The sequence below is a fragment of the Streptomyces sp. NPDC085596 genome, assembly GCF_044541565.1.
Lineage (GTDB): Bacteria > Actinomycetota > Actinomycetes > Streptomycetales > Streptomycetaceae > Streptomyces.
This window is the reverse complement of sequence record NZ_JBITTC010000008.1, coordinates 272,781-286,266: the sequence shown is the minus strand read 5'-3', so window position 1 is coordinate 286,266 and position 13,486 is coordinate 272,781. Positions and strand designations below refer to the sequence as shown.

The 13,486-nt window shown below is 72.4% G+C and carries 13 protein-coding genes; 6 read left to right on the top strand and 7 right to left on the bottom strand.

The annotated features are described in order from the left end of the window. Window positions 1-11: 11 nt before the first annotated feature. On the top strand, window positions 12-665 hold the full coding sequence (leuE, locus tag ACIGA3_RS24035) for a leucine efflux protein LeuE (RefSeq protein WP_399719164.1): 654 nt from the start codon (window positions 12-14) through the stop codon (window positions 663-665). A gap of 1 nt (window position 666) precedes the next feature. Here the strand turns inward: leuE and ACIGA3_RS24030 are convergent, their stop codons facing one another. Next, window positions 667-2,031, bottom strand: coding sequence for an FAD-dependent oxidoreductase (locus tag ACIGA3_RS24030; protein ID WP_399719293.1), 1,365 nt, complete (start codon window positions 2,029-2,031; stop codon window positions 667-669). Between the two features lie 83 nt (window positions 2,032-2,114). On the opposite strand from ACIGA3_RS24030, the gene ACIGA3_RS24025 reads away from it, so the two are divergent. Continuing rightward, entirely contained in the window at window positions 2,115-2,765 is a 651-nt protein-coding gene (locus ACIGA3_RS24025) for a TetR/AcrR family transcriptional regulator C-terminal domain-containing protein (protein ID WP_399719161.1), read from the top strand. Window positions 2,766-2,781: 16 nt separating this feature from the next. Here the strand turns inward: ACIGA3_RS24025 and ACIGA3_RS24020 are convergent, their stop codons facing one another. From ACIGA3_RS24020 to ACIGA3_RS24010, 3 genes are all read right to left on the bottom strand, one after another. After that, window positions 2,782-3,888 (bottom strand): acyltransferase family protein, encoded by a 1,107-nt coding sequence (locus ACIGA3_RS24020; RefSeq protein ID WP_399719157.1) that lies wholly within the window; start codon window positions 3,886-3,888, stop codon window positions 2,782-2,784. A gap of 65 nt (window positions 3,889-3,953) precedes the next feature. Next, window positions 3,954-5,288 carry an alpha-2,8-polysialyltransferase family protein gene (locus tag ACIGA3_RS24015; protein WP_399719154.1) on the bottom strand — a complete coding sequence of 445 codons (1,335 nt, stop codon included), beginning with the start codon at window positions 5,286-5,288 and terminating at the stop codon, window positions 3,954-3,956. Beyond that, window positions 5,285-6,262: a glycosyltransferase family 2 protein gene (locus tag ACIGA3_RS24010; protein ID WP_399719151.1), complete on the bottom strand. Its 978-nt coding sequence runs from the start codon at window positions 6,260-6,262 to the stop codon at window positions 5,285-5,287. The genes ACIGA3_RS24015 and ACIGA3_RS24010 overlap by 4 nt, the downstream gene beginning before the upstream one ends. Window positions 6,263-6,460: 198 nt before the next feature. Between ACIGA3_RS24010 and ACIGA3_RS24005 the strand changes: the two genes are divergently transcribed. From ACIGA3_RS24005 to ACIGA3_RS23990, 4 genes are read left to right on the top strand one after another with little or no spacing between them, the layout of a single operon-like run. After that, window positions 6,461-7,771, top strand: coding sequence for a DUF6716 putative glycosyltransferase (locus ACIGA3_RS24005; protein ID WP_399719148.1), 1,311 nt, complete (start codon window positions 6,461-6,463; stop codon window positions 7,769-7,771). A gap of 32 nt (window positions 7,772-7,803) precedes the next feature. Next, entirely contained in the window at window positions 7,804-9,090 is a 1,287-nt protein-coding gene (locus ACIGA3_RS24000) for a cytidylyltransferase domain-containing protein (protein WP_399719146.1), read from the top strand. 11 nt (window positions 9,091-9,101) lie between these two features. Continuing rightward, complete coding sequence (locus ACIGA3_RS23995; RefSeq protein WP_399719143.1) at window positions 9,102-10,040, top strand: N-acetylneuraminate synthase family protein; 939 nt, start codon at window positions 9,102-9,104, stop codon at window positions 10,038-10,040. A gap of 43 nt (window positions 10,041-10,083) precedes the next feature. After that, entirely contained in the window at window positions 10,084-11,175 is a 1,092-nt protein-coding gene (locus tag ACIGA3_RS23990; protein WP_399719140.1) for a hypothetical protein, read from the top strand. Window positions 11,176-11,493: 318 nt separating this feature from the next. On the opposite strand, the gene ACIGA3_RS23985 is transcribed toward ACIGA3_RS23990, so the two are convergent. The 3 genes from ACIGA3_RS23985 to ACIGA3_RS23975 form a co-directional block, all read right to left on the bottom strand. Continuing rightward, complete coding sequence (locus tag ACIGA3_RS23985) at window positions 11,494-12,000, bottom strand: hypothetical protein (RefSeq protein ID WP_399719137.1); 507 nt, start codon at window positions 11,998-12,000, stop codon at window positions 11,494-11,496. A gap of 346 nt (window positions 12,001-12,346) precedes the next feature. Beyond that, window positions 12,347-12,802, bottom strand: a complete 456-nt coding sequence (locus ACIGA3_RS23980; RefSeq protein ID WP_399719290.1) for a glycine-rich domain-containing protein — start codon at window positions 12,800-12,802, stop codon at window positions 12,347-12,349. A 179-nt stretch (window positions 12,803-12,981) separates the two neighbouring features. Continuing rightward, a complete protein-coding gene (locus ACIGA3_RS23975; RefSeq protein ID WP_399719135.1) occupies window positions 12,982-13,413 on the bottom strand; it encodes a DUF6082 family protein in 432 nt (143 codons plus the stop codon). Window positions 13,414-13,486: the final 73 nt, after the last annotated feature.

The window sequence follows — 13,486 nt, the reverse complement described above, 5'->3', positions numbered from 1 at the left end:
CACTCGCTCCCATGTTCGGCGTCATCGATCTCCCCGCCTACCTGGCCGGGCTGCTGCTCATCATTCTGCTTCCGGGGCCCAACTCCCTGTACGTGCTGTCCGTCGCCGCCCGGCGCGGGGTGCGGGCGGGGTACACGGGCGCCGCCGGGGTGTGGTGCGGGGACACCGTGCTGATGACGCTGTCCGCGGCCGGGGTGGCCTCGCTGCTCCAGGCCAACGCCGTGCTGTTCGGGATCGTGAAGTACGCCGGGGCCGGTTATCTGACCTGGCTGGCGATCGGGATGCTGCGGTCGGCCTGGCAGATGTGGCGTACCCGGCGGGCGCCGGTGGTGGCGGAGGCCGCTGCCGAGGAGGGTCCTGAGGCCGAGCGGCCGTTCCGGCGGGCGCTGGTGGTCAGCCTGTTCAACCCCAAGGCGATCCTGTTCTTCGTGGCCTTCTTCGTCCAGTTCGTGGACCCGGCCTACGCCTACCCCGCGCTGTCCTTCGTCGTCCTCGGCGCCTTCGCCCAGCTCGCCAGCTTCCTCTACCTCACCGCCCTGATCTTCAGCGGCTCCAAGCTGGCCGCCGCGTTCCGCCGCCGCAGGCGGCTGTCGGCGACGGCCACCTCGGCGGCCGGGGTGCTCTTCCTCGGCTTCGCGGTGAAGCTGTCGCTGGCCGCGGGATAGGTCAGCTCAGGCCGACGCGGGCCAGGTAGCTGCCAAGCCCCTCTGTCGAGTCGCCCGCCCAGCCGACATAACCGTCGGGGCGGATCAGGAAGACGCCGGGGCCGTACGCGGCCGGCAGGGAGCGTACGCCGGGGAGTTCGGCGCCCAGCAGGGTCCAGTGCGGGCCCCGGAACGCGTCGAAGAGGCGAACGCCGTCCACCGTGCCGTCCGGGGCGCGGTCGCCCGCCCGTACGCCGGTGGGCTCCGCCCGGGCTTCCTCGCTCAGGGCTGACTCCCGGTAGCTCAGGCCGAGTTGGACCGTGGCCTTCCCCCGCTGGACCTCACCCCGGTGCACCCCCGTGGAGAGGTCCAGCATGGCGGCGGCGTTGGCGCGGCGCTCCTCCTCGTAGGTGTCGAGCAGGGCGTCCGGGGCGCCGTCCCGCAGCACCGCGCCCAGCTTCCAGCCCAGGTTGTAGGCGTCCTGGACGCTGGTGTTCAGGCCCTGCCCGCCCGCCGGGGAGTGCACGTGGGCCGCGTCCCCGGCGAGGAACACCCGGCCCACCCGGAACCGGTCCGCGAGCGCCGCACGCGGCCGGAACTCCGAGGCCCAGCGCACCTCGGTCACGTCCTCGGGGCCGAGATGCGTACCGGCGCCGACCAGCTTGCGCAGGCCCTCCAGGGACAGGTCGGGCGCCGCACCCTCGGGCAGGCGCGCGGCCAGCTGGAAGTCGTCCGTACCGGCCAGCGGGCACAGCATCAGACCGGTGCCGTCCTCGCCGGGGAAGGCGTGCCAGTACTCCCGGTCGAGCCCTCGCATCCGCACGTCCGCGACCAGGAACGGGCTCGGGTCCACCGTCTCCCCGGTCATGCCGACGCCCACCGCGCGCCGCACCGCCGAGCGGCCCCCGTCGGCCGCCACCACGTACCGCGCGCGCAGCGTCGTACCGTCCGCGAAGGACGCGGTCACGCCGTCGGTTTCCTGCTCCAGGCCGGTCAGCTCGCGGCCGAAGGCGACCCGGCCGCCCAGCCCGGTCAGCCGGGCGTACAGCACCTCCTGGGTGCGCCACTGGGCGACCATCAGCGGCTCGGTGTACGGGGCGCCCTCGGTCGGCTCCACCGGCTCGAACATCGGTCGCTCGCCGACCTGTTGGCCGTCCCGCCAGACCATCCGGGGCGGGTACGGGCCACCGGCCGCGCGGATCGCGTCGAGCACGCCGAGGTCGTCGAAGACCTCCTGGGTGCGCGGCTGGATGCCCTTGCCGCGCGAACCGGGGAACAGGGTGTCTGCCCGCTCCACCACCAGCGCGCCCACCCCACGCCGGGCGAGGTCCACCCCGAGGGTCAGCCCGGTCGGACCGGCCCCCACCACCAGCACATCCACATCCATCGGGGCATTCATGGCAGATCTCCTTAACGCCGTTAAGTGCCGTCGCTCCCGAGACTGCCCTTAACGTTGTTAAGCTGTCAAGCGTGAGTACGGAACGACGCGCGCCCCTGGACCGCCGCCGGGTCGCGGACACCGCGCTGCGGCTGCTGAACGAGACCGGCCTGGACGGGCTGACCCTGCGCGCCATCGCCAGGGAGCTGGACGTCAAGGCGCCCGCGCTGTACTGGCACTTCAAGGACAAGCAGGCGCTGCTGGACGAGATGGCGACCGAGATGTACCGGCGGATGGCGGCCGGCGCGGTGCTCGACCCCGCCGACACCTGGCAGGAGCGGCTGCTCGCGGCGTGCCGGGGCCTGCGCACCGCGCTGACCGGCTACCGCGACGGCGCCAAGGTCTTCAGCGGCTCCCGCTTCACCGGCACCGAGCACGCCCCCGCGATGGAGTCGCACCTGCGCGTCTTCACCGGCGCCGGCTTCACCCTGGCCCAGTCCGTGCAGGCGATGCGCACGGCGAACATGTACACGATCGGCTTCGTCACCGAGGAACAGGGCGTACGGCCGCTGCCCGGCGAGCGGCGCGAGGGGTACGACGTCGAGGAACGGGGCCGCCGTCTGGCCGAGTTCCCGCTCGCGGCCGAGGCCGGGAAGCTGCTCTTCGACGGCTACGACGAGCAGTTCGAGGACGGCCTGAAACTGATCGTCGCCGGGATCGAGGCGCGGTACGGCATCCGCTGAGGGCCGCCGCCCGAACTCAGCTCTTGAGCGCCCTGCGCAGCCGGGGCCCCAGCGGCTTCTCCACGAGCCGGTGCAGCAGCCACGCCAGCACCAGCATCCCCGCCACCGTCAGCCCCAGCGTCGGCCAGGGCGCGAGCCCCAGCCCCCGGTGCAGCACCCGTACGGCGAACCAGCCCAGGTGCTCGTGCACCAGGTAGAACGGGTACGTCAGAGCGCCCGCCGTCACCAGCCAGGGCCAGGACGCCCACCGGGTCCAGCCCAGCGCGACGGCCGCCACCGAGGCGAAGGCCAGCGTGACCACGGCGACGATCACCACCGGATGCCGGGTGAAGTCGCCCTGCGCCCCCGGATGCCACAGCCCGCGTACGGCCGCGCTCTGCCCGAGCAGCCACGACATCGCCACCAGGCCCCACAGCAGCGGGCTGCTGCCGAAGCGGTGGACCAGGTAGAGCGCGAGTCCGCCGATGAAGAACGGCGCGTACTCCGGCATGACCAGCGCGTCGGTGAGGGCGTTGCCGGCGGTGGTGGAGACGGCGGCGGCCAGCGTCCATACGCAGGCGAACAGCACCACCCGCCGGTAGGTCGCCCCGCGCCAGACCACGAACAGGGCGAACAGCGCGTAGAACCGGACCTCCACCCAGAGCGTCCAGCACACGCCCAGTATCCGGGAGGCGCCCACCGGCTGCTGGAGCATGGTCAGGTTGACCAGGAACTCGTCCGCCCGCACCGGGTGCACCACGACCGGCAGCACGAAGGCCGCTCCGGTGACCAGGACCAGTGCCACCCAGTACGCGGGGTACAGCCGGGCCACGCGGGAGCGGAAGAAGTCGCCGAGCGTGCGGCCCCAGCCGCTCATGCAGATCACGAAACCGCTGATCACGAAGAAGAACTGCACGCCCAGACAGCCGTAGGGGGCCACCTGCGAGAGCCGGGGGAAGACCTCGGACGGGCTCTGGTGCCAGGACTCCGAGATCGTGCCGCCGCGTCCGGCGTAGTGGTACAGGCACACCATCAGCGCGGCCACGAGCCGGAGCCCGTCCAGGGCGAGCAGCCGCCCCCGCGCCCCGGTGGCGACCGGCGGGGAGAGGCCGGCGGGCGGGGCGAGCGGCGAGGTGGCGGTCATCTGCGGGGTCCTTGGCGTGAGTCGGTCGGCAACACGTGAGTCGGTCGGCGAAAGGGGTGCGGGGTTCAGCCGCGGGGGGCCCGGCGCAGCCCGCGCGCCCGGCGAGCCACCCGGCGGACGGTCGCGTTGCGCGGGATGAACGCCAGCTGCGCGGGCACCCCGCCGGGCAGCCCCAGCACGGTCAGCCGCCGCCGCTTGAAATAGCGCAGGGTGGCCCGGTCGGCGTGGCGGGCCAGGTAGCTCTCGGCGTGGGCCCGCAGCCGGGGCAGGATCTTCGGCTGCATGGCGAAGCCCACCGCGCGCACCAGCTCGCCCAGTTCGGCGACTTCCATCCCGCGCCGCCCCTCGGTGACCGCGGCCCGGTCGCCCAGCTCGGGCAGCAGCGCGTCGACCACGGTGACCGGAACCCGGTTGCTGTTCTCGTACGGGGCCAGCCGCTCCAGCAGGGTGCCGGTGCCGACCCGTGCCACGGGCAGGCCGTACAGCGTGGCGGCGGTCAGCAGGGCGGTGGAGAAGCAGCCGACGACCAGCGCCGGACGCATCCGCTGGTACAGCACCTCCGCGAGCACCGGGGTGTCCAGCACCGTGAGGTCCGCCCCGAGCCGCTCCGCCTCCTCCTCCAGGGTGCGGGCGTAGCGGGCCGGTGCGGTGGGGTGCGGCTTGAACACCACGCGGGTGTGGCCCAGTTCGACCGTGCCGCGCAGCATCCGGACGTGCAGCGCCTCCTCCTCGTCGGGGGTGAGGATGTCCAGCGCGGACAGGTACTGGCCCAGCAGCAGCGCGGGTTCCTCGATCGCGGGCAACTCGTCGCCTGTGGAAGCGAGTTCGGCCAGCGCCTTGGTGAAGGCGGCGGTCGGCACGATCTCGGCCGGGACCCCGAACTCGGTGAGCAGCAGCGGCTGAAGGCCCGGCACCAGGTCCAGGTGGAGCAGGCGGTCCACGCGGGTGCCGACCAACGGGTCGATCTTGTTGCGGGTGGGGCCGTAGCTCATCAGGCCGTCCGCGTAGACCGTGACCGGGGCGCCGGTGAAGATCTGGGCGAGCGCCAGCGACGGGTTGACCTGGATCGACTCGACCGCCAACTCGATGCTGTCGTGCCCGAGTTGCCACTCGTGGCGCAGATACCGCTCCCACAGGGGCATGTCGTCGACGCGGGGCAGCCAGCCGCCGGGATGGAAGGGATGGATCGTCTCGTTGTACGACAGCACGTCGTCGAAGCGGTCGCGCAGCCGCTCGAAGCCGGGCATCCCGTCGAGCGCGGGGGTGGTCTCCGGGGTCGCCGCGTTGTTGCAGACCAGCAGGATTCGCCGGTCGGCGGGGGCGAAGCAGCCGGAGTCCAGGGCGGCGGCCAGTGTGGCCACGCCGTACAGCGTGGACGCCTGGAAGATCTGGGTGGTCACGCGGCGGCCCCGGCGGGGGAGGGGCGGCGGCGCAGCCGGCGCAGACGGGTGGCGCGCTCCAGGTCCATCGAGTCCAGCGCCTCGTTCAGCACGTCCTGCGGCATGCGCCGCAAGGCGGCCGCGCTCAGGGATTTCAGTTTTCTCGCCACCGGGGGCTCGAACCTTTCGATGCTTCCCAGATGGTGGGAAATGATCGCGCAATAGGTGCGCACGGCCTTCGGCAGCAGAGAATCGGCATCCCGGTCGGCGGCCGTTTCCGCTATGACCTGGTCGAACGCGCGCAGGAAATCGAGCTGCCGCACATCCCCGATCTGGGTCAGCGAGGAGGCGACCCCGCGCCGGTAGAACACCCCGAGCAGCCCCACCACGGCGAAGGACTCCGCCTCCCGGTGCAGCCGCCAGATCCACGGCCGGTCCTCCGCCGTGCGCAGCCCGTCCGTGAAGTGCAGCAACCCCCGGTCCACGAGCCGCCGGTGGTAGATCCCGGCCCAGGCGTACGCGTAGTCCACCGAGGTCGACCGGTCCGCGGGCAGGATCGCCGCCCTCGGGTCCAGCACGACACCCCGCCGGCCATGCGGCACCCGGTGCACGGACCGGGCCCGCGCGGTGCACTGGACGTGGTCGGTGCGCAGGAAGTCGCAGCCCAGCTCGTCCATGTGGGAGACCAGTTGGTCGTAGTAGCCGGGGGCGAGCCAGTCGTCGCCGTCGAGGAACGTCAGATACTCGCCGCGCGCCCGGTCGATACCGGTGTTGCGGGCGGTCGCCAGCCCGCCGTTGCGCTCGTGCCGGACCAGGACGGCGCCCGGCAGTTCGCGCTCGGCGCGCTCGAGAATGCCCGGTGTCCCGTCGCGGGAACAGTCGTCCACGAGAATGAACTCGTAATCGTCCCGCGCGTTCGCGCGAAGACTCCTCAATGTGTCCGGCGCGTATTGCTGCACGTTGTAGAACGGCACGATGACCGAGAGCTTGACCACGCCGAGGACGTTAGGGCGGGGCCCGGCATTCGGGTCGACGCTCGTCTTGATATCGGGTGAACGACGCGTGGCGAAGCAGTGAACCGGGCTTTCCCCAGCCCCGATCCGGGCCCGAATCCCCATTCGTCGATGTGCTGTTAACCGTTTGTTGAGTTCGGGTTGGGCGGGACCTACGAATCGCTTCCTAGCGTCCTCGGTGTGCCAGCCAGTGCAACGAAGTCCCCGCGGATCGCCGTCCTCGCCGATTCCGACACCCGGTGGAAGTGGGGCGCGCTCACCGCGCGCCGTATCGCTCCCGCCGCTGCCGGACGGCTCGACGGCTACCTCCTGCGGGGCCGCGCCACCCCGACGCCGCGCCAGCTCGCCGAGACCGGCGCCACCGCCGACTCGCTCCGCGAGGTCACCGGCGCGGAGTTCCTGCGCGCCATGACCGGGGAGTCCTACGACATCCTCGTCCTCGCCCTGGTCGGCGGCGGTGTGCAGGCGATGCTGCACGGCCTCCGGCACGCCTGGGGCAGCGGCCCGCGCCCGGTCGTCGTCACCGGCTATGTCGGTGTCGTCTACGAGAAGCTCGCCGACGGCCTGCTGCTGCGGCACGGCGCCGACCTCGTCCTCGCCAACTCGGCCCAGGACGCGGACCGGTTCCGGGCCGTGTACGAGGGGGTCGGCGCGGACGCCGGCGCGGTCACCGAGGTCGCGCTGCCGTTCCTCGGCGGGGAGGCGTACGCGGGTGAACGGGCGCCTTACACCGTGACGTTCGCCGCGCAGCCCTCCGTGCCGGAGAACCGCGCGGACCGGACCTACCTGCTGGAGAGGCTCATCGCCCACGCCCGGCGCCACCCCGAGCGCGAGGTGCTGCTCAAGCTGCGCTCCAAGCCCGGAGAACACACCACGCACATCGAGGAGTTGCCGTACCAGAAGCTGGTCCGGGGGCGGGAGCTGCCCGCCAACCTGCATCTGGTGTACGGGCACATGGGCGAGGTGCTGGACCGGACCGACCTGCTGGTCACCGTCAGCTCCACCGCCGCCCTGGAGTCCCTGCACCGGCGTATCCCCACGGCCGTGCTGACCGACCTCGGGGTGCGCGAGGCGCTGGGCAACCACCACTTCCTCGGCTCCGGCTGCCTCACCTCCTGGGACCGCCTGGACGCCGGGTACCGCCCGGAGCCGGACCCCGGCTGGCTGGACCGGCAGGGCGTCGCCGCCGGAGAGGGCTCGTACGCCACCGCCTTCGACGCCGCCCGCGCCCGCATCGCCGCCCTGCTGGAGCGGTCCGGCGCGGCGGCGCCGCTGAACCCCTACTACACCCCCGAGACCGCGCCCGGCTATCTGCCCGGCATCCTCGCCCGCCACCACCTCGGCCCCGACGGCGCCCCGCTGCCCGGCACCCCCGCCACCCGCGCGGAACCGGGACCCGTCCGGCAGATCGTGCGCCGGGCCGCCCGCGGCGCCTACCGGCACGGCGTCCAGCGGGTCGCCCCCGTGATCCGGCGGATGGGCGAGCTGTGAACACCCCGACCACTTCTCAAGGAGCGCTACCCATGACCCACTGGCCCGCCGAACGAGGAGCCGTGCCGCGCCGGGTGCTCGCCGTGATCCCGGCGCGCGGCGGCTCCAAGGGGGTGCCCGCCAAGAACCTCGCCCGCGTGGGCGGCGTCCCGCTCGTGGCCCGCGCGGTGCGCGCCTGCCTGGCCGCCCGCGCCGTCACCGACGTCGTCGTCTCCACCGACGACGCGGCCGTCGCCACGGCGGCCCGCGCCGCCGGCGCCGAGGTCGTCACCCGCCCGGCCGCCATCGCCGGGGACACCGCCACCTCCGAGGCAGCCGTCCTGCACGCCCTCGACACCTTCGAGGAGCGGGCCGGGACCACGGTCGACGTGGTGCTGCTCGTGCAGTGCACCAGCCCCTTCCTGCTCGCCGACGACATCGGCCGGGTCGCCGAGGCGGTCGCCCGGGACGGCGCGGACACCGCCGTCACCGTCGCCCCCTTCCACGGCTTCGTCTGGCGCGACGGCACCCCCGGCAACCTCGACGGGCCGGGCGGCTTCGGCGTCAACCACGACAAGGCCGTACGCCCCCGCCGCCAGGACCGCCCCCAGGACCTGCTGGAGACCGGCGCGGCCTACGCGATGGACGTCACCGGCTTCCGTGCCCACGAGCACCGCTTCTTCGGCCGCACCGAACTGGTCCGCACCGACCCGGCCCGTGTGCTGGAGATCGACGACCCGCACGACCTGGCCCGCGCCCGCGCCCTGGCCCCGCTGCTCGACACCGCCCCGGCCGGTGCGCTGCCCACCCTCGACGACGTCGACGCCGTCGTCCTCGACTTCGACGGCACCCAGACCGACGACCGGGTGCTGATCGACACCGACGGACGCGAGTTCGTCTCCGTGCACCGGGGCGACGGGCTCGGCATCGCCGCGCTGCGCCGCGCCGGACTGCCCACGCTGATCCTCTCCACCGAGCAGAACCCCGTCGTCGCCGCCCGCGCCCGCAAGCTCCGGCTGCCGGTGCTGCACGGCATCGACCGCAAGGACCTCGCCCTCAAGCAGTGGTGCGAGGAACAGGGCATCGCCCCCGAGCGGGTGCTCTACGCCGGCAACGACGTCAACGACCTGCCCTGCCTGGCCCTCGTCGGCTGGCCCGTCGCGGTCGCCGACGCCCACGACGCCGTACGCGGCGCCGCCCGCGCCGTCACCACCGTCCCCGGTGGCCACGGCGCGATCCGGGAGATCGCGGGCTGGCTCCTCGGCCCCTCCCTCGACTCCCTTCCCGACTCCCTCCCCGAACCTCTCCCCGAACCTCTCCCCACCTCCCACAGCAAGTAAGGAACACCCTGATGAGCACCAACTCCCGCGTCCGCAGCTTCGGTTCCCGCGAGGCCGGCCCCGGCCGCCCGGTCTACGTCACCGGCGAGATCGGCATCAACCACAACGGCGACCTCGACAACGCCTTCAAGCTGATCGACGCCGCCGCCGAGGCCGGCTGCGACGCCGTGAAGTTCCAGAAGCGCACCCCGGAGATCTGCACCCCGCGCGACCAGTGGGACATCGAGCGCGACACCCCCTGGGGCCGGATGACCTACATCGACTACCGCCACCGCGTGGAGTTCGGCGAGGACGAGTACCGGCAGATCGACGCGTACTGCAAGGAGAAGGGGATCGCCTGGTTCGCCTCCCCGTGGGACACCGAGGCCGTCGCCTTCCTGGAGAAGTTCGACGTCCCCGCCCACAAGGTGGCCTCCGCCTCCCTCACCGACGACGAGCTGCTGCGCGCCCTGCGCGCCACCGGCCGCACGGTGATCCTCTCCACCGGCATGTCCACCCCGAAGCAGATCCGCCACGCGGTCGAGGTGCTCGGCTCGGAGAACATCCTGCTCTGCCACGCCACCTCCACCTACCCGGCCAAGGCCGAGGAGCTGAACCTCCGCGTGATCAACACGCTGGAGAAGGAGTTCCCGAACGTCCCGATCGGCTACTCCGGCCACGAGACCGGTCTGCAGACCACGCTGGCCGCCGTCGCCCTCGGTGCCGTCTTCGTCGAGCGCCACATCACCCTCGACCGCGCCATGTGGGGCTCCGACCAGGCCGCCTCCGTCGAGCCGCAGGGCCTGGTCCGCCTGGTCCGCGACATCCGCGCCGTCGAGGCGTCCCTCGGCGACGGCGTCAAGAAGGTCTACGACTCCGAGCTGGGCCCCATGAAGAAGCTGCGCCGGGTCTCCGGCGTGGTCGCCGAGGCGGAGATCGCCGCCGCCGCGGGCGAGCCGGTCGCGGTCTGACCCCACTCGCCCGACTGCTCTACGACGGGACGGTCGCACCCCCATGAGCCCTCGCGCCGGACACCCCGGCCCCCCTGCCCGCACGCTCGCCTTCGTGGAGAGCCCGGTGCAGCTGCTGAACGTACTGGAGTGGGCCCACGCGGGCGGGGTGCCCGCGCGCGAGGGGGCCGGGGCGGAGCTGACACTCGTCGTGCTGGCCCCCACCGACCCCATGACCCGGGGCCAGCTGCGCCGGATGGCCGACCTCGCCCGGGACGAGGGGTACGAGGTGCGCTGGGAGGAGGCGCGGGGCGGCGCGACCGCCCCGTTCCGCACCGTCGGCGCGCTGACCGGGGCGCTGCGGCGGGCCGGCCGGATCGTCATGGGCGACCCCTTCTCCCGCTACGTACAGCTCCTGCTCACCATCACCCGCGCGCCCGAGCTGGTCGTGGTGGACGACGGCACCGCCACCATGGAGTTCGTCGCCCAGCTCGCCCGCGGTGAACGCCTGGTCCGCTGGCACCGCAAGGGCGGCCCGCCCGGACCCCGTGACCTGCTCTTCGCCCCGGTCGCCGCCACCGCCCGGCGCCGCCTCACCCCGAGCGGCGGCCGGCGGGTGGAGGTCTTCTCCGCGATGCCGGTGACCGAGACCCCGGCCGGTGTCACGGTCACCGCCAACGACTTCGCCTGGACCCGCGCCCGCTTCGGCCCGCCCCGCGTCACCAGGAGCGCCGACCTGGTCGGCACCTCCCTGGTGGAGACCGGTGTGGTGGACACCGACCGCTACCTCGCGGCCGTCCAGGCCCTGGCCAAGGCCCACGGCGCCACCCGCTACTTCGCCCACCGCCGCGAGAGCACCCCGAAACTGCACCGCCTGGCCACCGAGACCGGCCTGGAGGTCGTCCGCCCCGACCTCCCCCTGGAACTGATCGCCCGCCGGGGCCCCATCGGCGGCACCGTGCTGAGCTTCCCCTCCACGGTCGTCCACACCCTGCCCCTCGCCCTGAAAGGCACCGGCGTCCGGGTGGCCGTCTGCGACATAGACCCCGCCTGGCTCACCGCCCACGCCTCCCCCCGGGCCCAGGGCTTCCTGTCGGGGGTGACGGGGACGGCCCGCGACACGCACCGGCTGACGACGGTGGTGCCGGGGACCTGAGGCCCGGTCCGTCCGCGAGGTTCACCTCTTCCGCCCTCACCGCTGGTCAGCGGCCTTGCCCTCGGAGGCGGTGTCACGAGGCGACGCCATCAGCAGGCCGACGCCACCGACGCCGGTGAACACCGCGATCCACCCAGCGGGATGGACAGGGTGAACGCGCAGTCGATGAGCCCGTGGTAGCCGGTGGCACCGAGCACGCCGCGCAGGATGTGCGTCCGGCGCGGGACGCTGGGGTCGGCCGCAGGAAGATGCCTGCCAGGATGAACAGGACGGCTGTCGCGGCGAGGCCCGCCGTCCAGTGGACCTGACCCAGCGCGGTCAGCGGGGAGGGCGGGACACCCCGTTCAGGTAGGCGTCGACTCCGCGCCGGTTGATGTGTCCGCCGGGGATGTACCGGGCGTTCTTCGGAGGCGCTGGGGCATCCTTCCGCTTCGCGCGCACGCTCTGGTCGCCACCGATCAGGTGCTTGTTGTCGATCTTGGCGGCGCAGTCCTCGCCAAGGACCTTGCCGTACGGGCGTCGGCAGCCCCGGCAGTACACCTCCAGCGCGTCAACGCGCATCCCCTCCGGGGTTTTGAAGCGGCCCTCGCTGTCGGCCAGCTCGGCGATTTTTGGCTCGACCTCGACCTCGGCCGCTACCACCCACACGTGCGAGGGGTCGTCCTTCTTCTTCCGGGCCGGCCGCTTCTTCTCCGTCGGGGGCTCCTTGGGCGGGGGAGCGGCCTTCCGCTCGGGCTCGGGCTTCATCTTCTGCGAGGAGGGCGCCGGTTCGTCCTTGAGCCACGCGAAGAGGGAGTCCTGCTGGGGGGCTATCGCTGTCGACACCGTTTCCTCCGGAAACCGCGCTAGGGGGTGACATGAACCGAGAGTCTCTACATGCCAAACGTCACCCATAGCGATCTGTTACACCCGGCATCGGAGCTGGCCCCGCCCGTGCGGCACAGAGGAAGTTGGGCGGAAGCGGAACGGCCGCCCTCGTCGTGGTGACGAGGGCGGCCGCGGTGGTGCGATCAGGACTCTGGGCTCGGGTGGGGCGTGATGATGAACCCCCGAGCTGGTCGCAGCCCCGGATCACGGGAGTCTGGTTCCTGCGACTGCTTCCACGTCTTCACCAGCTCTACGTACCGGGGATCGATCCACTCGGTCATCTAGGCACCTCCGGCCCCCGATCCTACGGGTGGTTGGGCGGTTCGGGCTTCGGCATGGGGCGGATCGCGCAGTCCGGCGCGTGCTGGCACTTGGCCGCCACTGAGACCAGGGTCTCGTCCGACGGCGGCCCCCACAGCTCCGGGTCCGCCTCCCAGCCGAGTTCGCCGATCTTCTCGCGGGACCGGTCCAGGATCGACGGATCGTAGTTCGTCGGGTCGTACCCCGGATGGTGGTGGACGAAGGTGCCGCCCAGCCGCTCGCACAGCTCGGCGTACGTCGCCGTGTGGAGGATGAGGGCGTGCCAGCCCTCGTCCACGATCCGTGACGGCGCGAGGCCGAGGCCGGGGTTGTGCGAGCACGCGGCCACGAACTTGATGCCCTCGTCCACGATGCGGCCGGCCATGGTCGCGGTCATGTCCGGGTTGGCGTCCATCACCGTGGTGCGGCAACTGGCGAACTGGTCGTCGGTGATGAGCATCCGGACGAGCGCCGGCAGGGCGTCGACCGGCGGGGTCGGGCCGGGCTCAGGGAAAGGTACGCTCACAGCGTTCTCCTCTGCTTGTGCGGATGGGACGGCCCGCTCGGGTCGGGGACTACCTGGCTGGGTCGACCCGACCCGAGTGGGAGTACGTGGGGGCGTGGTCAGCGCCCGCTGTGTCACTTGGTGCGGGCGTGGGCGTCGGCGTACTCCTTGTCCACGATCGTGTGGAAGCGCCGGTCTACGCGGTCCTGGCTCTCCTGGTCGCGGAGCGAGCCGTTCTGCGCCCAGTACATCTGCATGGAGGGCCTCCTCATCATCGCCTTGGCCACCACCTCCAGCGTTCGGTCGGAGAGCTGGCCGACCCTGTACTTCACCCCGACCAGGGACAGCGTCCGGTTGGCGTGGATGAACGCGGACCTCTCCGTGGGCGACAGATCGCCGTAGCCGTACTCGTCGGGGAAGTCGGTCGCGGTGTCGGCACAGAGGCGCTGGTGCATCTCGGCCATGGTGAGTTCCTGCCTCCGCCGTTCGTGAACCTCGCGCCGTACGAGGCCGACGGCGTAGACCCCCGAAGCGAGGAGAACCGCGGTTGCCGTTGAAGTGCGCATTTGCATCCTTTCGGTATGTACTGGCCCCGCAAGAACAAGGAGCGGAGCCGGGTCGCCTGCACGGTGGGGCCTG